The 20,209-nt window shown below is 68.7% G+C and carries 19 protein-coding genes and 1 riboswitch; of the genes, 8 read left to right on the plus strand and 11 right to left on the minus strand.

Annotated features, from left to right (window positions below):
• Positions 1 to 7 precede the first annotated feature (7 nt).
• Positions 8 to 673, minus strand: a complete 666-nt coding sequence (locus AB8808_RS14150; RefSeq protein WP_369930307.1) for an acetyltransferase — start codon at positions 671 to 673, stop codon at positions 8 to 10.
• Positions 670 to 1,095, minus strand: coding sequence for a sugar 3,4-ketoisomerase (locus AB8808_RS14155; RefSeq protein ID WP_369930308.1), 426 nt, complete (start codon positions 1,093 to 1,095; stop codon positions 670 to 672). The genes AB8808_RS14150 and AB8808_RS14155 overlap by 4 nt, the downstream gene beginning before the upstream one ends.
• A gap of 127 nt (positions 1,096 to 1,222) precedes the next feature.
• On the opposite strand from AB8808_RS14155, the gene AB8808_RS14160 reads away from it, so the two are divergent.
• The 7 genes from AB8808_RS14160 to AB8808_RS14190 all read left to right on the plus strand — a co-directional run bounded on the left by AB8808_RS14160 (position 1,223) and on the right by AB8808_RS14190 (position 7,019).
• Positions 1,223 to 1,780, plus strand: a complete 558-nt coding sequence (locus AB8808_RS14160; RefSeq protein ID WP_369930309.1) for a cytochrome b — start codon at positions 1,223 to 1,225, stop codon at positions 1,778 to 1,780.
• A gap of 26 nt (positions 1,781 to 1,806) precedes the next feature.
• Positions 1,807 to 3,153: a cytochrome C gene (locus tag AB8808_RS14165; protein ID WP_369930310.1), complete on the plus strand. Its 1,347-nt coding sequence runs from the start codon at positions 1,807 to 1,809 to the stop codon at positions 3,151 to 3,153.
• Positions 3,154 to 3,169: 16 nt separating this feature from the next.
• Complete coding sequence (locus AB8808_RS14170; RefSeq protein WP_369930311.1) at positions 3,170 to 3,571, plus strand: c-type cytochrome; 402 nt, start codon at positions 3,170 to 3,172, stop codon at positions 3,569 to 3,571.
• Positions 3,572 to 3,655: 84 nt separating this feature from the next.
• Entirely contained in the window at positions 3,656 to 4,402 is a 747-nt protein-coding gene (locus tag AB8808_RS14175; protein WP_369930312.1) for a TorF family putative porin, read from the plus strand.
• Positions 4,403 to 4,468: 66 nt separating this feature from the next.
• Complete coding sequence (locus AB8808_RS14180; protein WP_369930313.1) at positions 4,469 to 5,053, plus strand: RNA polymerase sigma factor; 585 nt, start codon at positions 4,469 to 4,471, stop codon at positions 5,051 to 5,053.
• Complete coding sequence (locus AB8808_RS14185; RefSeq protein ID WP_369930314.1) at positions 5,050 to 5,673, plus strand: zf-HC2 domain-containing protein; 624 nt, start codon at positions 5,050 to 5,052, stop codon at positions 5,671 to 5,673. The genes AB8808_RS14180 and AB8808_RS14185 overlap by 4 nt, the downstream gene beginning before the upstream one ends.
• A complete protein-coding gene (locus AB8808_RS14190; RefSeq protein ID WP_369930315.1) occupies positions 5,670 to 7,019 on the plus strand; it encodes a S8 family serine peptidase in 1,350 nt (449 codons plus the stop codon). The genes AB8808_RS14185 and AB8808_RS14190 overlap by 4 nt, the downstream gene beginning before the upstream one ends.
• Positions 7,020 to 8,205: 1,186 nt before the next feature.
• Here AB8808_RS14190 and AB8808_RS14195 read toward each other — a convergent pair.
• The gene (locus tag AB8808_RS14195; protein ID WP_369930316.1) at positions 8,206 to 8,910 is read right to left on the minus strand and encodes an SDR family NAD(P)-dependent oxidoreductase; all 705 of its coding nucleotides are present in this window, start codon (positions 8,908 to 8,910) and stop codon (positions 8,206 to 8,208) included.
• A 140-nt stretch (positions 8,911 to 9,050) separates the two neighbouring features.
• Here AB8808_RS14195 and AB8808_RS14200 point away from each other — a divergent pair, with 140 nt between their 5' ends.
• The gene (locus AB8808_RS14200; RefSeq protein ID WP_369930317.1) at positions 9,051 to 9,956 is read left to right on the plus strand and encodes a LysR family transcriptional regulator; all 906 of its coding nucleotides are present in this window, start codon (positions 9,051 to 9,053) and stop codon (positions 9,954 to 9,956) included.
• Positions 9,957 to 9,970: 14 nt separating this feature from the next.
• On the opposite strand, the gene mmsB is transcribed toward AB8808_RS14200, so the two are convergent.
• The 8 genes from mmsB to tssA form a co-directional block, all read right to left on the minus strand.
• On the minus strand, positions 9,971 to 10,867 hold the full coding sequence (mmsB, locus tag AB8808_RS14205; RefSeq protein ID WP_369930318.1) for a 3-hydroxyisobutyrate dehydrogenase: 897 nt from the start codon (positions 10,865 to 10,867) through the stop codon (positions 9,971 to 9,973).
• A complete protein-coding gene (locus tag AB8808_RS14210) occupies positions 10,864 to 12,036 on the minus strand; it encodes an enoyl-CoA hydratase/isomerase family protein (protein WP_369930319.1) in 1,173 nt (390 codons plus the stop codon). Before AB8808_RS14210 ends, mmsB begins: the two co-directional genes overlap by 4 nt.
• Positions 12,033 to 12,830, minus strand: a complete 798-nt coding sequence (locus AB8808_RS14215; protein WP_369930320.1) for an enoyl-CoA hydratase — start codon at positions 12,828 to 12,830, stop codon at positions 12,033 to 12,035. The genes AB8808_RS14210 and AB8808_RS14215 overlap by 4 nt, the downstream gene beginning before the upstream one ends.
• Positions 12,827 to 14,002, minus strand: a complete 1,176-nt coding sequence (locus AB8808_RS14220; RefSeq protein WP_369930321.1) for an acyl-CoA dehydrogenase family protein — start codon at positions 14,000 to 14,002, stop codon at positions 12,827 to 12,829. The genes AB8808_RS14215 and AB8808_RS14220 overlap by 4 nt, the downstream gene beginning before the upstream one ends.
• A gap of 11 nt (positions 14,003 to 14,013) precedes the next feature.
• Positions 14,014 to 15,528 carry a CoA-acylating methylmalonate-semialdehyde dehydrogenase gene (locus tag AB8808_RS14225; protein WP_369931264.1) on the minus strand — a complete coding sequence of 505 codons (1,515 nt, stop codon included), beginning with the start codon at positions 15,526 to 15,528 and terminating at the stop codon, positions 14,014 to 14,016.
• 139 nt (positions 15,529 to 15,667) lie between these two features.
• A riboswitch (cobalamin riboswitch) is annotated at positions 15,668 to 15,872 on the minus strand.
• A 71-nt stretch (positions 15,873 to 15,943) separates the two neighbouring features.
• Positions 15,944 to 16,987: a hypothetical protein gene (locus tag AB8808_RS14230; protein WP_369930322.1), complete on the minus strand. Its 1,044-nt coding sequence runs from the start codon at positions 16,985 to 16,987 to the stop codon at positions 15,944 to 15,946.
• 6 nt (positions 16,988 to 16,993) lie between these two features.
• The gene (locus AB8808_RS14235) at positions 16,994 to 18,961 is read right to left on the minus strand and encodes a GNAT family N-acetyltransferase (protein ID WP_369930323.1); all 1,968 of its coding nucleotides are present in this window, start codon (positions 18,959 to 18,961) and stop codon (positions 16,994 to 16,996) included.
• Positions 18,962 to 18,986: 25 nt separating this feature from the next.
• Positions 18,987 to 20,204 (minus strand): type VI secretion system protein TssA, encoded by a 1,218-nt coding sequence (gene tssA / locus AB8808_RS14240; RefSeq protein WP_369930324.1) that lies wholly within the window; start codon positions 20,202 to 20,204, stop codon positions 18,987 to 18,989.
• Positions 20,205 to 20,209: the final 5 nt, after the last annotated feature.

Genomic DNA, 20,209 nt, shown 5'->3' on the forward strand with positions numbered 1-20,209 from the left:
GGTCGCCTCAGAGCTTCGCGTCGAGACTGGACTTGCCGGGGACGGCACGGGCCGGCGAGCCGACGTAGATCCGGCCGGGCTCGGTGTCGCGGGTGACCAGCGCGCCGGCGCCGATGAGGTTATCGGCGCCCACGGTCACATGATCGTTGAACGTGCTGTTGACGCCGATGAAGCTGCCCTGGCCGATGTCGCAGTAGCCAGAGATCACCGCGTGCGAGGCGATGAAGACATGATCGCGCACCACCGTGCGGTGACCGATGTGGTTGCCGCTCCACAGGATGCAGTTGTCGCCGATGCCGACGAAGGGCTGGATGACATTGCCCTCGAAGATGAAGCTGTTCTCGCCGATCTCGGCAGTGCGCCAGACGAAGGCACGCGAACTGACATAGGTGGCGAACCGGTAGCCCCGGGCCTTGGCCTCCATGTACAGGCGCATGCGCAGGCGGTTGAGCTGGCTGGCCGGAATGGCCACGAACACGTCGAAGTCGTCGGGCGGATACGTCTGGCCCAGCGTCTCGAAAGGCACCACCGGTCGGCCGGCCAGCACCGGTTGCGTGATGTAGTCGCTCTCCACGCTGAAGGCCACCACATCGCGGTCGCTGTCGTGCTCGAAGTATTCGCAGGCGATCAGTGCGAACTCACCGGCACCCACCAGCACCAGGGGGCGACTCATGCGGCACCGCCTTCGGCATAGGCCACGCCGTTGATCTCGCGCAGGAACGTATCGTAATCGACGATGTAGTCGTCCACGTCGTAGTACTGGTCGGCCAGCACCATCAGCACGCAGTCGTCGCTGAAGTCGTAGAGCTCGCGCCAGACCATGCTACCCAGGAGCAACCCGTGCGCCGGATCGTCCAGGGTCACCCGTGCCGGGCCAGTGCCGTCGTCGAGCAGGAAACTGACCGAGCCGCATACCGCGACCGCCAGCTGGTTGAGGTGGCGATGCGCATGCCGCCCGCGGTGCACCCCGCCCTTGGTGGCGAACAGGTAATAGACGCGGCGGATCTCGAACGGGACATTCCGCTCCTGCTCCAGGGCAACGAGCATGCCACGGTGATCGCCGTGCGACTGCAACGGTATGCGTTCGATTTCCATGCTCAGGACCAGGCCAGTGAGTGAGTACGTCCCACGAGGCTGAGTGCCAGCCCGCGTCGAAAAGGTTGCGACGGTCGTCGTGTGCCTGCGGCGCAACCTTTCGCCGCGCTCGCGGCACTCAAGGCGTATGAAGCCACCTTCCCACCTCTCGCCCGACTTGCCTTATCCGCGCCGCGTGCAGGTGCTGCACTGGCTGACCGTCGCCGCGCTGATCTCGGCCGCGGCTTTCATCCTCACCCGCGACGAGCTTTCCAGCCGCGCCTGGCGTGGCTGGCTGATGGAAGGACACCGGCACGCCGGCCTGATCGTGCTGCTGCTGTTCGTCGCACGCCTCCTGGTTCGCCTCGGCCTGCCCAGGCGCCCGCACGATGCCGGCACGGCGTGGCCGCTGCGCATGGCGGCCGCCGCCACGCACGTCGTGCTCTACGCGATGCTGCTTGGCATGCCGCTGCTGGGCTGGGCACTCAGCAGCGCCCAGGGCAACCCCGTGCACTTCTTCGGTCTCACCCTGCCGCCGTTGATCGGCGAGGACGAAGACCTGGCCGACACCCTGCAGACCTGGCACATGAATGCTGCCTGGGTGCTGCTGGGGGTGATCTGCCTGCATATCGGTGCCGCGCTGTGGCACCACTTCGTGCTGCGCGACGGCGTGCTTCGCCGCATGACGCGCCGCGCCCGCCCATGAACGACGACGCCACCCCAGGAGTTTCCATGCTGCCTCCCAGGCACCGCCAGGCCATGCGCCACCCGACCCACCGGCCGCTCTGGCTGGGCCTGCTGATGCTGCTGCTGGTCGTCTTCGGGCCGAGCGCGCACGCCATTCCGGTATACGCCCGGCAAACCGGCTCGGCCTGCGCCGACTGCCATGCCGGTTCGTACGGCCCGCAGCTGACGGCCTACGGCATGCGCTTCAAGCTCGGCGGCTACACCGATACCGACGGAAAGGGCACGAAGATTCCGGTGGCCTTGCAGTTGACCGAAACGCATAGCGCCCCCGCGCGTGGCGACAGCACCACGACGCTGACCGAAGGCGACCTGTACCTCGCCGGACGCCTGACCGACAACGTCGGCGGCTACGTCAAGGTGGAAGCGGACCACACCGGTCACAACACCTACAACACCAAGCTGAGCAACATCGACCTGCGCTTCGTCGCCAAGGAACTGAAGCTGCGCGGCAAGGAATTGCTGCTCGGCGTGAGCGTCAACAACAGCCCGGGTTTCCAGGACCCCATCGCGGCGCTGCCCAACGCCGCGCTGATCGGCCCGGCCGGCGTCACCGGCTCGCTGCTGAACCCGTCCAGCCCGAACACGCTGACCGATCGCGTGATCGGCGCCACCGTCTACGCCCTCTACGACAGCAACTGGTACAGCGAAGTGGGCACCTATCGCTCGCTGCCCACCTCGCAGCAGGACCACCTGGGCTACAACGTCGCCGGCGACCCGGGCAAGCTGAGCAACACCGGCTACGCGCGCTTCGCCTATATGAAAGACATGAAGCACCAGTTCTTCTCGGCCGGCGTGGTCGCCCTCACCACGCAACGCCAGCTGCCGCGCTCCGGCCCGCACGACGACCTCACCGACCTCGGCTACGACCTCACCTACCAGTACCTGGGCAACCGCGAGCACATCGTCCAGGTCAGCTACGTCAACATCCTGGAACAACGTCATTACGGCGCCCGGCTGCTCGGTCCGCAGGGCCAACTGGCGCAGAGCCGCGCGGCGATCCACGACCAGACCGCGAGCGTGGCCTATACCTTCCGCCAGACCTACGGCGTGATGGTGACCCACATGCTGAGCAGCGGCCCGCACGATGCAGTGCGCTACACACCCTATGGCGACCCCAACGCCACCACCAACCTGTTCACGGTGTTCTGGGTGCCGTTCGGCAAGGACGACTCCTACACCACCATCGCCAACATCAGGCTGTCGGCCAACTGGTTCCGCTTCACCCGCTTCAACGGGCGCGCCAACGATATCTTCGCCGCGCCGCCGGGTTCGCGAAAAACCAACGCCGGCGACCTCAATGCGTTTTCCGTTTCCGCCAGCCTCGCATTCTGACCAAGGGAGCACGCACGTGACCGATTCTTTCCTGAGCCGCTTCGGCCGACCGCTCGCCGTCCTCGGCCTCCTCGTCGGCTGGCTGCTGGCCTCGCCGCTGGTCATCGCGGGCGACGTCACGGCCGGTGCGGACGTATTCAAGGCCGAATGTGCCGAATGCCACGCCGCCAAGGAGGGCCGCAACAAGAAAGGTCCCAGCCTGTTCGGCGTGGTCGGGCGCAAGGCGGGTAGCATCGCCGACTACGACTACTCCGACGCCGTGCGCAACAGCGGCTGGACCTGGACGCCTGAACAGCTGCACACGTATCTGTCGCAGCCGGCCAAACAGGCCAATCCGGGCACGAAAATGAAATACGATGGCCTGACCAATGCCAAGGACCTCGACGACCTGCTGTCGTACCTCGGCAGCCTCCACTAAGGTCAACGCCCTATCGATACGCGCCCTGTCCGGGCACCGGCGGCGATCCGCCCGGGGCCATGCCCGCTCCAACGTCACCACGCCTTGCCGCCGCTCCTCGCGCCGGCAAGGCGTTCGCGTGTCTGGCAAGGCTGGATCGGCGGCGTCGGACTCACCCTGGCCATCGGGCTTGCCGGACCTGCGCAAGCGCAGTCGGTCGTCACCAGCGGCACCGTGGCGCTCAGTTCGCAGCTGGTCGATCGCGCCGTGGCACTCACGCCTGCCACGCCCATCCTGCAGGGGTCCGTGACCTGGACCACCCCCACCGGGTGGTCGCTCGGGCTGGCCGCCAGCACCCGGCTGCGCGCACCCGGCCGGCTGGCGGAGTCGCTGGCGCAGGTGGCGCGCTCCTGGACCCTCTCCGACGACTGGCAGGTGCAGGTGCCGCTGGTCTATTACCGTTACCCGCCCAACGGATCGTGGCACGTCTACGACCGGGTGGAACTGGCGGTGGTGGGCATCTACCGCGACACGCTGACCATCGGGCTGTCGGGCGCCCAGCTGGTGCACGGCGCCAACCGCGGCCCGCGCGGCGCGGCCGACCTCGGCTTCCTCTGGCCGCTGGCCGACCATCTGACGCTGTCCCTGGGCGCCGGCATCGCCCAGACCCTGATCCGGCCGCGTCACGTCTACGACTCGGAACCCGGGCACTATCTCTACGGCCAGGCCGGCGCGATATGGGACACTGGCCCCTGGCGGTTCCAGCTGGCGCACATCGTCAACGGCCAGCACGGCCAGGGCGGCCCGTCGCGCATCGCCCCTTGGACAGCCACCCTGTCGCGCGCGTTCTGACCGCCAGGCAACCTTTTCGCCCCGATCGGGGACTTACCTGCTCCATCACACGATCGCCGCGAGCCCATGAGAGACCCCGAGAACGACACCGAGGCCACCGACCGCCTGCTGCTTCAGCGCATGGCGGCGGGCGATCGCGTCGCGCTGACCGTGCTCTACCGCAGCTACCACGACCGCCTGTGCCGGTTCCTGTCGCGCCTTACCCGGCGGCCGGACATCATCGAGGAAGTGATCAACGACTGCTTCTGGATCGCCTGGCAGAAGGCCGGCGGCTTCCACGGCGACTCCCGCGTGTCGACCTGGATCATGGGTATCGCCTATCGGTGCGGCCTGAAGGCGTTGCGCCAGCACGGCAGCGAGCCGGTGGACGAGGACACCATCCCCGAGAGCATGATCCCCTCCCATGACCCCGACGACGACCGCGAGCTGCGCGACTGGCTGGGCAAGGGCATGGATCGGCTTTCGGTCGACCAGCGCGTGGTGGTGGAGCTGGTCTACGGCGTCGGCCACAGCCTGGACGACGTGGCGGTCATCATGCAGTGCCCCGTGGGCACGGTGAAGGCCCGCCTCTTTCATGCGCGGGTCAAGCTGCGCAACGTACTTCCCGGCCTGGCCGGGGAGACCCATCGTGCCAGGGAGAGCGCAACATGACCGTCTCGACGGAAAACGGCAGGGAGTGCAGCCGCGTGTGGGAAGCCATGCCTTCGGTGGTGATGGGTACCGCGACACGCGAACAGGACACGTGGGTGCATGCCCACCTGGCCGAATGCGACAACTGCCGTGAAGAATTCACCCAGCAGGAGCGCCTGCGCCATGCCATGGCGCTGCCTTCGGATGTCCATCTGGATGCCAACGCGGGCCTGAAACGCCTGCTGACGCGGCTGGATTCCCCGGCCGAGGAAACGGTGCGCGTGCGCACCTCGTCCTGGCTGACCCGCGCCCTGGTCGCCGCCGTACTGGTCCAGGCCCTGGGCCTGGGCGCCCTGGCCCTGCGCCTGCATGGCGAACGCCCCGCCTACCGCACGCTGAGCCAGGTGGCCGCACCCGTCGCCGCCGGCGCGATCCATGTCGTGCCCGATGCCACGATGGCCCTGGCCGACTGGAATGCGCTGTTGCAGGCGCATCACCTGCAGGTGGTGGGCGGCCCGAACGAAGCCGGCGCCTATACGCTGGTGTCGACCGACCCGGCCTCCCCGCCCGACCAGCTGCTGCGCGAACTGCGCGCGTCGCGCGGCATCCGCTTTGCGGAACCGGTCATGCGCACGCCATGACACCACGCGACATCGTGCTCGCCGCCTGCCTGGTCGCCCTGGCCGCATGCGCTCCCACCCATTCCACGCGTTCCGATCGCGCGGCCAGCGGCACGGCGACGGCGACGGCGACACCGGCACCGGCACCGGCACCGGCACCAGCGTCGACGCCCGCCGCCGGCGCCTCGTCCATGGACAGCCGACGCGACATCGTGCTGGCGGTAGCCAATCCGCTGGCGCCGATGTCCACGCACGCCGGTTCCAACGTGCTGGGTTACGCCTCCAGCGGCCACTACGGCGCGGGGCAGCGCGCCGCCGGCGTGCTGGCCGAACTGAAGAAGCACTACGACCTGCAGGAAGTGGCCGGCTGGCCGATCACGGCGCTGAGCCTGTACTGCATCGTGGTGAAACCCGCCGTCGGCGTGGATCGTGACGCGGTCATCGCCGCACTGGCGAAGGACGATCGCGTGCAGCTGGCGCAGCCGTTGCAGGATTACGCGGTCTACACCGAGCCGACGCCGCCCGATGCGCACCGATACAACGATCCCTACGTGGACCTGCAGCGCGGTTTCGTCGCCACGGACGCCGCGCTGGCGCACACGGTGAGCCAGGGCGACGGCGTGCGCGTGGCCGTGGTCGACACCGGTGCGGACCTGACCCACCCCGACCTGCAGGCCCGCATCCACGATACGCAGGACGATGTCGGCACCGATGCCGGTGCCTTCGACCGCGACGCGCACGGCACCGAGATCGCCGGCGTCATCGCGGCGGTCGGCGACAACCACCAGGGCATGGTCGGCATCGCGCCAAAGGCCACGCTCAGCCTCTACAAGGCGTGCTGGTACCCCCCCGGAGGCCACGACGGTGCACGCTGCAACTCGTTCACCCTGGCCAAGGCGCTGGCCGCGGTCAACGACACGGACGCGCGCATCGTCAACCTCAGCCTGGGCGGCCCGGCCGATCCCCTGCTGGGCAAGTTGCTGGAGCACCTGCTCGGCCAGGGCCGGATCGTCGTCGCCGCCTTGCCGCCCAACGGCAGCGAACGCGGCTTTCCCGACAGCGCCGATGGCGTGATCGTGGTCCGCGCCGGCAGCACCACCGCCGCACCCCCCGGCGTGCTCAGCGCCCCCGGCAACGACATCCTCACCACGCAACCCGGCGGCAGCTACGACTTCAGCTCCGGCTCGTCACTGGCCGCCGCCCACGTCAGCGGCATCCTCGCGCTGCTGCTGTCGATCGAACCCAACCTCGACGCCCACGCCGCCCACGACCTGCTCCTGCGCAGCAGCAAGCTCACCAACGGCGTCCTCGAAGTCAACGCCGCCCTGGCCGTCCAAACCCTCCGCCACGACCACCCCCACCGCTAACCCCTCGCCGCCCATCCACCACGTAACGACGTCGCCCGCCATCCACCACGTAACGACGTCGCCTCGTCGCGACGAACGGTAGGAGCCCACGATGTGGGCGATCCACGCTGCCGCGTTGAATGAAAAGCAACATGCGCCGTGGAGCAAGAGCCGGCGGGTAGCCCCCTCGTGGCCACGCCTACGGCGACCCGCCAAGGAAAGGCCGCTCCGCGGCCGTATATCTATTGCCCTACGGGCCCGGGTCGGGCTTCGCACAGGGGTTTTCGACTCGACATCCCTGTCTCGCGAAAACGGCCGGCCGTCCGGGCCGGCCCCCTTCGGGCCTGATCTGTGCGAACCCCTCGCCTGCGGCTACCGGCCACGAGGGGGCTACCCGCCGGCTCTTTCCAGGACTGAGGTGGGTTGTGACGCGAGCGATCGCAGACGTGCGGGGTATGGCGTCAGCGCTTCGTTGGCTTTTCGCCCACATCGTGGGCTCCTACCTTAGGGGTAGGGCAGGCCGTTGGAATACCCAACGCGTGATCCGCCGGCTGGGGGGGTAGGAGCGCACGCACGTGCGCGAACCCTCAACGTATCTAAGGCGACCGAGGCCATGAGCAACAGGCAAGCGAGCGTTCCCAGCAACGAAGCGAAACCTGGCTGTGTGCTCTCCCACACGCAACCTCAGTGTATGGAAGAGCCGGCGGGTGCCACCCTCGTGGCCGGTAGCCGCAGGCGAGGGCTTCGAACGGACAAGGCCCTAAGGGGGCCGGCCAGGACGGCCGGCCGTTTTCGCGAGACAGGATGTCGAGTCGAAAACCCCCGTTCGAAGCCCGACCCGGCCCGAAGGGCAATCAATAAACGGCCGCGGACGCGGCCCTTCATTGACGGGCCGCCGCAGGCGTGGCCACGAGGGTGGCACCCGCCGGCTCTTGCTCCAAGACGCTAAGGCTTAGAGCGAAACGCGAGGCCGAAGGCGAGCCCACCCACAAAGCCCAACAAAGAAATGGGCGGCGCCGGCGCATCCAGCGGGAGCGCCGCCCGGTCCACACAGGGGGAAGTGGACGGCTGAATCATGCGGTGTCCACCACGTCACAAGTGTGACGCAGCGCACCGCTGCGCGTAGTTGCCGCAAACGCGGCTATCCCATCGGCGAACCGCGACGTGGATTACCCGGCCACGTGACCGGACGGGCGTCTGGACGTCCTTACCAGGGCACCGTCCGACCGAGGTAGTCCAGGTAATGCAGCCCCGGCATGCCCTCGTGCGCGAGCATCGTATCGACCAGGCGAGGGATGCTCTCCGCAATGGTGAGCCGCGCCTCCGGCCCGCCCATGTCGGTGCGCACCCAGCCCGGCGCCATCAGCAGCAAGGTGCGCGCCTCGTCCTTGTGCCGTGCCGCGAAGCTGCGCATGAACATGTTCAATGCCGCCTTGCTGCCCCGGTAGACCTCGTACTGACCGTTGGTGTTGTTGGTCAGGCTGCCCTGCCCCGAGGACATCACCCCGATGGTGCCGGTGGGCCACACGCACGCGTGCAGCGCCTCGATCACCCGCAGCGGGCTCAGCGCGTTGGTGACCATCACGCGGACGAACTCCTCCGTGGACACGTCGGCGATGCCTTCCCAGTCGGCGTTCTTGGTGCCGGCGTTGACGAACAGCGTGTCCAGCCGGCGCGGCGCCAGGCGTGCGTCGAGGTCGGCGATGCCGGCGGGGTCGGTGATGTCCAGGGTCATCACCTCGAGCGCCCCCGCCGACATGTCGGCCAGCGCGTGGAGCCGTTCCAGCGAATGGGCACGTCCGGTGGCGATAACCCGCCAGCCGCGACGCAGATAGTCCTCGGCCAGGGCGAAACCGAGTCCGCGCGATGCGCCGACCAGGAGGATGGTCTTGCGTGGGGATGAAGGTGTCATGCGACGCTCCGATACAGGGCTGCCCTTCGCGGGCGGTGCATGCAACGTAGTGGCCATCGATAGGCGGCGGAAGGCGCGCGAACGGAAACGTATGGATGCACCGGACGCCTTATCGGGCGCGCGGCACGCTACGATGCGCCATGGACGAGCCCGACCTGAACCTGCTGATCGCGCTGGATGCCCTGCTCGCGGAAGCCAGCGTGGCGGGTGCAGCGCGGCGCCTCGGCCTGAGTGCATCGGCGATGAGCCGCACGCTAGCGCGCCTGCGTGCCGCCACCGGGGACGAACTGCTCGTGCGTGCCGGACGCCGCATGGTGCCGACTCCACATGCGGTGGCGCTGCGCGAGCTGACCCGTGGGCTGGTGGAAGAGGCACGACGCGCCCTGCGACCCGCCGTGACGGAACACGACGTGGCCGGCCTGCGGCGCGATTTCACCCTGCGTGCGAACGACGGATTCGTCGAGGTGTTCGCCGCGCTGCTGATCGCCGACGCCCGGCGACTCGCTCCCGGCGTGCGCCTGCGCTTCGCATCCAAGGCCGAGAAGACACCGATGCACCTGCGCGAAGGCCTGGCCGACCTGGAGGTGGGCGTCGTGGGTGGGATGGGGCCCGAGGTACGCACACAGGCCCTGTTCCGCGACCGTTTCGTCGGCGTGGTCCGGCGCGGTCATCCACTCGACGATGGCAACCAAGTGACAGCCGGGCGCTATGTCGCGCACGGCCATGTCGTGGCCTCTCGTCGCGGTCAGGCGACGGGGCCGGTCGATACCGCGCTGTCTGTCGCCGGGCTGGAGCGCGAGGTGGTGGCGGTGGTGCCGGCCTTCCACGCGGTGCTGTCGGTGGTCCGGGCCTCTGACCTGGTCGGGCTGGTACCCGCGTCGTTCCTGGCGACGCCGCCGGACGGTATCGCCGTCTTCGAGTTGCCGGTGGTGACACCGGGTATCACCGTGTCGCAGATGTGGCATCCGCGCCTGGACAACGATCCGGGCCACCGCTGGCTGCGGCAGCGGGTGCTCGCGCTATGCCGCGAACACCTGCCCGACTGAGCCGTCGCCTCGCCTCAACCGTCCAGCGACGGCGCGACCAGCTTCACCACGCTGGAGAAATCCAGCCCGCCCCGGCCGGCCTTGCTGTTCAGCGCGTACAGGTTGCGAGCCAGTTCGCCCAGCGGGATGGACGCGCCCACGCCGACCGCCGCCTCGGTCACCAGGCCCAGGTCTTTCAGCATCAGGTCGGTACCGAAGCCGCCGGTATAACCGCGTGAGGACGGTGCGCCGGGCAGCACGCCGGGCCAGGGGTTGCAGACCTCCGTGGCCCAGCTGCGTCCGGTGCTGACCGCCATCATCTGCGACAACACGGCGGGGTCCAGTCCATGCGCGGCGCCGAGGGCGATAGCCTCGCCGGTGACGGCCATGATGACGCCCAGCGCCATGTTGTTGCACAGCTTGGCCACCTGGCCGGCGCCGTTCGTACCGACATGGAAGATGTTCTTGCCCATCGACGCCAGCAACGGCCGTGCGCGTTCCAGCACCGCGGCGTCGCCGCCCACGATGAAGGTGAGCGTGCCCGCCGTGGCACCGGCCGTGCCGCCGGACACCGGCGCGTCGAGCATCGCCAGCCCACGATCGGCCGCAGCCCGGGCCACCTGCTTCGCCGTCTCCGGGGCGATGGTGCTGCAGTCCACGACCAGTGCGCCGGCGGGAATCGCCGCCAGCACGCCCGCGTCGCCCCGGTACAGCGCATCCACATGACGGCTGGCCGGCAGCATGGAAATGACCACCTCGGCATCGGCCACCGCCTCGGCCGCGCTGGCGGACGCCGTAGCGCCAAGCGCCACCGCCGCGGCCACCGCCGTCGGCACCAGGTCGAACACACGCAGGTGGTGCCCGGCCTTGAGCAGGTTGGCGGCCATCGGGCCGCCCATGTTGCCCAGTCCGATGAAAGCGATGCGACTCATGGCGAGGATTCCGTGGAGGCACCCAGGTCGGCCAGCGGATGATCCGCCGCGGTCCATGGGGCATGGAAGAAAGTTTCCGCCCAGGCCGGCGTGGCCTCGGCGAGGGTGGCGGGGTTCCACCGCGGCTGGCGATCCTTGTCGATCAGCAAGGCACGAATGCCTTCGGCGAAGTCGCCGTGCGCGGCGCAGTGCAGCGACACGGTGTATTCGAGACGGAAGGTATCCGCCAGCGTCAGGTCGGCCGCGCGCCGCTGCAGTTCGAAGCCCAGCCGCGCCGATCCGGGTGCGCCGGCGAGCAGCGTGGTTTTCGCCGCCTGCAACCACGCATCGTCGCTATCGAGGGCGACGATGCCGGCGACGACCTCGTCCAGGTTCGACGGTGCGCACAGGCGCTCGATGAGCGCGGCATGCTGCTGCAATGGACCGGGGGATGCCGGCTGCGCGAAGGCATCCAGCACGGTCGAGAGCGTGGCGTGGTTCTCCGTCGCCTGGTCGGACCATGCCGTCTCGATCAGCTTCGCGACCACGTCGTCATGGCACGACGCGTCCATGCGGTAGTCCGCCAGACGCGCGTGGATCGCATCGCCCGCATTCAGCGGCGCGCCGGTCAGGGCGAGGAAGATGCCGCCGTGCCCGGGCGCACGCCTGAGCAACCGGCTGCCGCCCACGTCGGGGTACAAGCCCACGGTGATCTCCGGGAACGCCAGCTTCGAGCGCTCCGTGACCACACGGTGGCTGGCGCCGGCCATCAGGCCGATGCCGCCGCCCATGACGATGCCATGGCCCCAGCACAGCACCGGCTTGGCGTAGCGGTGAATGCGGTAGTCGAGCCGGTATTCCGTGGCGAAGAAAGCGGCGGCAGGCGTATCGCGGGCGATGTCGTGGCTGCCGTCGCGATGGTCGAGCATGCCGCGGTACAGGCCATGCAGGTCGCCACCGGCGCAGAAGGCCTTCTCGCCCGCGCCCTGCAACAGCACCATGACGATGCCGTCGTCGTCGGCCCAGGCACGCAGTCGCTCGTCGAGCAGTCGGGCCATCGGCAGCGACAGGCCGTTCAATGTCTTCGGCGCATTCAGCGTGGCGATGCCGATGCGCCGGCCGTCGCGCGTCGCACGCTCTTCGAACAACACCGGTGCATCGTCCGGCGTTTCCATCGGCGTCGCGCTCATGCGTTCTTCCACTGCGGGCTGCGCTTTTCCAGGAAGGCGTGCACACCCTCGGCCTGGTCGGCGCTGTCGAACAGGTCGACGAAGGCCTCACGCTCCGCCACCAGCGCGGCCGCGTGGGTCTGGGTGCGGGTGGCCTGGACCAGCCGCTTGCACGCCGTGACGCTGGTCGGACTTTGCGCGTGGGAGCGTGCGGCCCAGGCCAGGGCCGTAGCCAGCCCCTCGCCGGTGGGAACCACCTCTTCGACCAGCCCGATCCGCAGCGCGGTGGGCGCGTCGACGCGCTCGCCGAGCAGGATCATCCGCTTGGCCCAGCCTTCGCCGACCAGGCGCGGCAGGTTCTGCGTGCCGCCCGCGCACGGCAGCAGGCCCACGCCGGCCTCGGGCAGCGCCATCTGCGCGTGCGCCTCGGCGATGCGCAGGTCGCACGCCAGCGCGCACTCCAGGCCACCGCCCATCGCATAGCCGTTGATCGCGGCGATGCTCACGCCACGGAACGCGGACAGGGCTTCGAAGGCCTCGCCGAAGCGACGGGCCGCCGCGCGCGCCACGGCGCGGTCGCCCTCGGCGAACTGTTTGAGATCGGCGCCGGCGCAGAAAAACTTGCCGCCCTCGCCCGTGACCACCAGGGCGTAGATGTCACGATCGGCGTTCAATGCGCCGGTCAGGTCGCGCAGCGCCGTCAGGCTGTGCACCGTCCAGGTGTTGGCCGGCGGGTTGCGCAGGGTCACGACGGCCGTATGGCCCTCGACCTTCAGCGCCAGCCCGGTCCAGTCGGTGTCCTTGTAGCCACTCATCGCAGTTCCTCTTCGGTGTTGAGCAGGTGGCGCGCCACGATCACGCGCATGATCTCGTTGGTGCCTTCCAGTATCTGGTGCACCCGACTGTCACGCAGCAGCCGCTCGATCGGGTACTCGCGTATGTAGCCGTACCCGCCATGCAACTGCAAGGCATCGTTGCAAATGGCGAAACCGGCATCCGTGGCGAAACGCTTGGCCATGGCGCACCACACCGTGGCGTCGTGGCTGCGTGCATCGAGCTTGCGCGCGGCGGTGTGAACCATCTGCCGTGCGGCCACCAGTTGCGTGGCCATGTCGGCCAGCTTGAATTGCAGCGCCTGGAACTCGCCCAGCTTGCGGCCGAACTGGCGCCGCTCGCCCAGGTAGCGGCGGGCCGCATCCAGTGCCCCCTGCCCCGCGCCGAGCGAACACGCGCTGATGTTGATCCGGCCACCGTCCAGGCCCTTCATCGCGATGCGAAAGCCCTCGCCTTCCTCGCCCAGCCGGTTCGTTGCGGGAATACGTACGTCCTCGAACGTGATGCCGCGCGTGGGCTGGCTGTTCCAGCCGAGCTTTTCCTCCTTGCGGCCGTAGCCGATCCCCGCGGTATCCGCGGGCACCGCGAACGCACTGATGCCACGCGCGCCGTCGCCGCCGGTGCGGGCCATCACCACCAGCATGTCGGTGGCGCCGGCCCCGGAGATGAACGCCTTGCTACCGTTGATGACGTAGTTATCGTTCTCGCGCACGGCGCGCGTCTGCAACGAGGCCGCATCGGAACCGGCGCCCGGCTCGGTCAGGCAGTACGACGCGAGACGCGTGCCGCTGGCCAGCGGTTCGCCCCAGGCCTGCAACAGGGCTGGCTGGGCGTAGGTGGTCAGCATCCAGGTCGCCATGTTGTGGATGCTGATGAAGGCGGCCGTGGAGGGATCGACCGCGGCCAGTTCCTCGAACACGATGGCCGCGTCCAGTCGCGTCAGGCCGGTACCGCCGGCCGCTTCGTCCACGTAGAGGCCACAGAAGCCCAGTTGCCCGGCCTTGCCGATGACCTCGCGCGGAAAGATGCCTTGCGCGTCCCAGTGTGCCGCATGCGGCGCCAGCTCCGCCTGGGCGAAGTCGCGCGCCGCCTCGCGGAACGCATTCTGCTCGTCGCTCAGGCCCGGGGCCTGCACCGTCACCGGAATGTCCATGAGGGGCGCCCTCACTTCAGGCTGATGGTGGTGTTGACGCCGTGACCCGTGCCGCCGTCGTCGAACCAGCGCGAGGTGACCGTCTTGGTCTGCGTGTAGAACATGACCGCCTGCTTGCCGTACGGCCCCAGGTCGCCCAGTTTCGAGGCGCGCGAGCCGGTGAACGAGAACAGCGGCACAGGCACCGGAATCGGTACGTTGATGCCGACCTGCCCCACGTCGATGTCTTCCTGGAAACGACGCGCCGCGGCGCCGCTGCCCGTGAACAACGCCGTGCCGTTGCCGTTGGGGTTGGCATTGACCAGCGCGATCGCTTCGTCCAGCGTGTCCACCGTGAGGACGACGAGCACGGGACCGAAGATTTCCTCGTCGTAGATGCGCATGCCGGGGCGCACGCCCGAGAAGATGGTCGGGCCGACGAAGTTGCCCTGCTCGTAGCCCGGCACGCGGCAATCGCGACCGTCCAGCTCCAGCGTGGCGCCTTCGGCCACACCGGCGTCGATCAAGGCGTGGACGCGATCGCGCGCCGCGCAGGAGATGACCGGGCCGACATCCGTACCGGCCTCGCTGCCCGCATTGATCTTCAACGTCCTGGCGCGGGCCACCAGGTCGGGCAGCCATTCGCGCGCGGCGCCGACCAGCACGGCCGTCGAGGCGGCCATGCAGCGCTGGCCCGCCGCGCCGAACGCCGCGCCGACCATCGCGTTGAGCGTCTGCTCGCGATGGGCATCGGGGAGCACCACGGCGTGGTTCTTCGCACCCATCATGCACTGCACGCGCTTGCCGGCCTGCGACGCGCGATGGTAGACATGGGTGCCGACGCGGGTGGAACCGACGAACGACACCGCCTTGATCTGCGGGTGGTCGCAGATCGCGTTGACCACGTCCTCGCCACCGTGCACGACATTGAGCACGCCGCGGGGGATGCCAGCCTCCACGGCCAGTTCGACCAGGCGCATGGTCACCATCGGGTCCTGCTCCGACGGTTTCAGCACGAAGGTGTTACCCGTGGCGATCGCCATCGGGAACATCCACAGCGGAATCATCGCCGGGAAGTTGAACGGCGTGATGCCCGCGCATACGCCCAGCGGTTGCAGCAGCGTATAGGTATCCACACCGCCGGCCACGTTGTTGGCCAGCTCGCCCAGCTGCAGGTTGCCGATGGCCGCCGCGTGTTCCACCACCTCCAGGCCACGGAACACGTCGCCTTCGGCATCGGGCAGCGTCTTGCCCTGCTCCGCCGTGAGCGTCGCGGCCAGTTCGGCCATGTGCTCGCGGATCAGTTGCTGGTACTTGAGGAAGATGCGCGCCCGCGCACCGATGGGCGTCTTGCGCCAGGTGACGAAGGCGCGGCGCGCGGCATCCACCGCCGCCTCGACTTCCGCCGGCGTGGCGAAGGGCACGCGTGCCAGCACCACCTGCGTGGCCGGGTTGACCACGTCACGCCATTGCGTGGTGGTCGATTCGACGAACTCGCCGTCGATCAGCAGCTTTACCGTGGCGACATGGGTCGCGGCCGGGTTCATCTCGTTCATTGTCCAGTCTCCAGATCGCTCACCCGCGAAACCGGGCGTGCGAGGGACAAGACAAGTGATTCGAGACAACGGACGCCGCGTCGAGTCAGCTCATCCGGTTGCCCACCGCAACACCCGAGGAAGACACCGCATGCGATGTCCACCACGGGCCGGTCTCCGGGCTTGCGAGCGATGCGGCATGCATCAGCCCGACACCTTCCCGCGTTGCCGCAGTGGTTCTGAGTCGGGTTTTCTCGCCTACCGTTGCGGGGGCAGCGCCGGCATCGGACCGGCTTCCCGTTTCACCCTGCGCACCGGAATGGCGGCGGCAGGACACCTGTGGCCCATCGATTGTAGGCGGCGCAACGCATGGGGACACGCTGCGATGCAGTAAACGGCGCGGTGGCGGCGTCGAGAGCCGGTGGCATCAGGGCTTGTGGTACGAGAAGATCTTGGCCAGTTCCGCGTGGTGCCCCTTGTCGGCGACGAGTTCGGTCATGGGATGCGCACGCACGATGCTGCTGCCGCTCTTGGTCGTGGTCTCGCCGGGGTGCTGTCCACCGAAGGGTCGCCCGGGCACGCCGGTCAGCGCACTGTGCGAGCCCAGGTTGTCCTTGAACATCTCGCCGCAATGGAAGCACACCTGGTTGGGGAAGCTGGCGAACGTGGCCACAAGGCCCGTGTCCTGGGCCATGGGCGTGTGCCGGTGCGTGTCGTGCAGCGTCACGGCCATCGGTTCGGAATGGTGGTTCTGCGCCGGGTTGCTCTTCTTGCCCCGCCGTTTCGCCGACTTTTCGCTGGGCGCGTAGAGTGTGGACGGCGAACCGCTGGCGCTCTTGTCCAGCCCCTTCGCGGAAACACCCATGGCATAAGTGCCGTCGATCCACGCGAAGCGGGCAGTGCCGTGGTCGTAACGCACCTTGCCGACATCGGAGAGCACGGTATTGATCGTCTGCTCGGTGCCCTTGCTGTTGATCGCGGGCGTATACAGCCGCTTTGCGCTCTCGTCGAACGCGGTGACGAACGGCTTGGACGCTGACGCATCGCGAAGCGCCTCGGTGGTGGGCAACGAGTGCAGGCGCCAGCCCTTGACCGAACCATCCGGCATGTTGGACAAGCCGACGATGGAGCCACGTCGTGAACGGTGCATGGTGTTGGTATCTGTCGAGGGCGACGGCACGGCGTCCCAGTCCTGCTTACTGGACAATGGGGTGAGTCCCGTATCGGAACGGTAGTCGGCCACCAGCGACGGCGCGCGCCGGACCGCGCCATCGGGAAAGGTCTCCTTCGCCGGGAACGCGATGTTGGAAAACGCATGGAAGCGTGGCGTGCCGGGCGCCAGGCCCGAATCCATACTCTTCCCCGCGAACGCCTCGTGCGAGAACGTCAGCGTGCTCTTCGCCTGCGCCGCATGGGGTTCGGGCGACAGGCTGCGGGCCTTGCGTTTACCCAACACCGAGGATGTGGTCATGGCGTACTACCTCGCGAAAGCCCGGTCGGGCGACAGGTCGAGCGGATCGAAGGGACAGCCGATGGCGAAGCAGAGCTGGCGCAAGCCTTCGATAGATGGCGACGCGCCCATTCCCAGCGCCTGCTGGAAGAACAGCAGGTCGTCGTCCGGCGGCGCCGCGTGCGCCGCCATCGACTGGAAACCCAGCGCGTGCAGCGCGGCGATCGAACGGGTGTTGTCACGGTATGCCGAGGTGTAGAACACATCGATGCCCACCTCTACCGCCTGCCGGGTGAGCAGCCGTGCAGCCCGGCGCCCCAGCCCGCGGTTCTGGTGGTCCGCGCCGATCCAGAAATGGAAATACCCCGCGCTGCCGGCGTGCTGGTAGCCCACCGAACCGACGAAGCCGTCCGCCCGGTCGACCAGCGCGAAGCAGGCGCGCTGCGGATCGGCCTGCTGGAAGGCGATCCACTCGCGCACCGCGTCCACGTCCTCGAGCGCGGGCAAGCGGGTCACGATACCGATGTGCGGATCGCGATACTGGCGCAGCCACGCCGGGGCGTGATGCCAGGCAAGCGGCTCCAGACGCAGTTCGCCGTCCGCCGCGTGTTCCGCGGCGAACCATGGCAACGTACGGCAATAACGTGCGTGGTCGCGGATATAGGTCTTCCATGCCGGCTCGTCGTCTTCCGGGTTACCGAGCATGGCCTGCGCCGCCGTGACATCGCCGGCATGCAGCAACGACCAGGTGAGCCGGTCGGCCACGTCGTCGACCAGCGATGCCTGTAGCGGCGCGAGCACGTCCACAGCAAGGTCCCACAATCCCAGGTCGGCCGCGCAGGCGCCCACGCGCTGGCAGGCATCGGTGGTGGTTTCGTCACGCGCCAGCTCCCCGCTGCATTGCAAGGCATCCCGCCAGTGCGAGCGCGCGAGCGCATCCCCTTCCTCGCGCAGGCCACGCAAAACGAGCGCATGCGGATCGAAGGCCGCTGCCCGTAGCACGGCGAGGGTGACCGCTGCGGGCGCCTCGTCCGACAGCCAGCGGGCCTGCTCGCGCAAGGCCAGCGCGGTGTCCATGCCGCCGCGAAGCGGCGCAAGCACCCGGGCGAACGCATCGACCGGTTCGTCGCCGGCCATCGTCACCAGCAACAGCGGCGAGTCACCCGCGGTCCTTTCATACGCCACGCGGGCATCCGGCTGGGCGCAGGCCAGCGCATGGAAATTCACCGGCATCGCGGAGCTGCCGTCGATCCATGCCGAAGGCAGCGCCAGGCCGCCGTCGGCGATATCGCGAAGGTCGCCGACGCCGTGATCCGCGGCAAGCAACAGGTAGCGCCCACCCGTCAACGAGGCCATGGCGCCCACGGCGCGAATACCCGCCGAGGGCAGGTTCAGCACCGCACTGGCCAGCTTGCCGCGATAGTAGGCTTCCAAGGGGCCGTCACCGCTAGTGACCGACCATGCGCCCTCCACGTTACTGACGCCATCGGCTTGCGCGGGTGACACCGTCATGCATCCGGTGAACCACTGTGAGTAATGCGTCGCGCACAGGTCGATGTCCAGCCCCTGGAAGTAGCCCATGCCGAGGAACGCGACGCGATCGCGCAGTACGGGCGGACGGTCGGCGCCGGAGGGGTCCCATCCGTGCAGGCAGACCTGTCCGTGCCGCACCCCGTCGCGCACGCGGCGGTGACGCAGCAGCGACGACGCATAGCCCCCGCACAGGTATAGCCGGATATCCGGCGCGTGACCGTCGCGCACGGCAAGGCGATCCATCGCCCTCAGCAGGCGCGCCGCGAAGACGCCGCCGGCGGGCGCCACATCGACGATGTCCAGCGTGTCCGCGGCATAGCGCCATAGTGCCTCGGCCACCTGTTCCACGAACGCCGGCAAGGCCATGGCGTCGGCAAGATCGATGCGCCGGACGAGCGGCGTCGGCGTGTCGTCGCGGCAATCCGCGGGCGCGGGTGAAGAACGGGTGGCCAGCATCGTCATCGTCCTGGATACCTGGGAAAAGACATCACTCGGAGGTCGTACCGTCGGTGATGCCGAGTATGTCGAGCATGTCGAGGCGTCCGCCGCCCTCCACGAAGATGGCGTGGTAAAGCTGCGCGGAGTTCATGCCGCCCCATAGCACGGCGCGCCGCAGCAGGTAGGGCACGGGGCTGTGCGGTTCGATGCGCGCGAGGAAGGCGGCGATGTCCTCGAGGACGTCGTAGGCGCGCTGGCGTTCGGCCACGGGGTCGAGCGGCTCGTACCCGGGCGATGTGTCGTCGTCCGACTCGTCGTGGTCCGTGCCGGCATGACCGTCGCCCGCTCCGGCATCGCTACCGGCAGCGGCACCGCGCCCGGCGGCCACGACATCGTCGCCGCCCGCATCGACGGACGGCGCCTGGTCGACGGGCACCACCCCGGGCTCGCGCACCGCCACGCCACGCTGCGCCAGTTCCTCGCGCATGGGCGACTGCATGCGCTCCAGCAACCCACGCAGTCGCGACAGCGAGGGCATGTCCGACGCCTGCGCGCGCAGGCTGGCCTCGAAGGCGAGCACCGCCGCGTGGGCCGTGTCCAGATCGACGATGCGTCGGCGCAGGTGCTCCGTCGACTGCCGTCCCACCAGCGCCGCGAGGTCCGCCAGGGTGGGTGCTTCCGCGGCCTCATCGGGCAGTTCGCGCTGCACGGCCTTGATCCGCTCGAAGCGGCGCGCCTGCTCCCAGGCCGACCAGCTCACCGTCTGCTCGGGCTCACCGACCAGCGGCGCCAGGGACAGCGCCGGCATCAGCTTCTCGTCGACCCAGCGCACCACGTTGCCCAGGGCCTCGAAACTGGCGTCGTCGGTGCGCGGATAAAGGCGCTCCCAGAACGTTTCGCACAGCGCCTGCATCAGGGCGATGCACGGCGCCACCGCGATGTGGCCGCGCTCGTGGATCTCCGATTCCAGCAGCCAGGCGGCCAACTGCAGGTCCTTGGTTTGCTCGGACAGCACCGACACGATGATCCGCGAGACGCGTGGCCAGTTGGAACGACGCAGTTCGGCCGCCCACGGGCCCATCGGCAACGACGGGTCGTCGCCGCGCCGCGCTTCGGACAGGGCACGGTAGGCCGAGGTGCCACGTACGGGCGACCCGGTGGGGTCGTGCCCGGGGATCGGCGCCAGCAGACGCTCCAGCGAGCGACCGAAGTGCGTTTCGAAGTAGCCGCCCTCGAAGGAGGCGGGCGTGGGATGGGCTGGCGACATGGCAT

The organism is Xanthomonas sp. NCPPB 2632 (genome assembly GCF_041228075.2).
In the GTDB taxonomy this organism is placed as follows: domain Bacteria; phylum Pseudomonadota; class Gammaproteobacteria; order Xanthomonadales; family Rhodanobacteraceae; genus Luteibacter.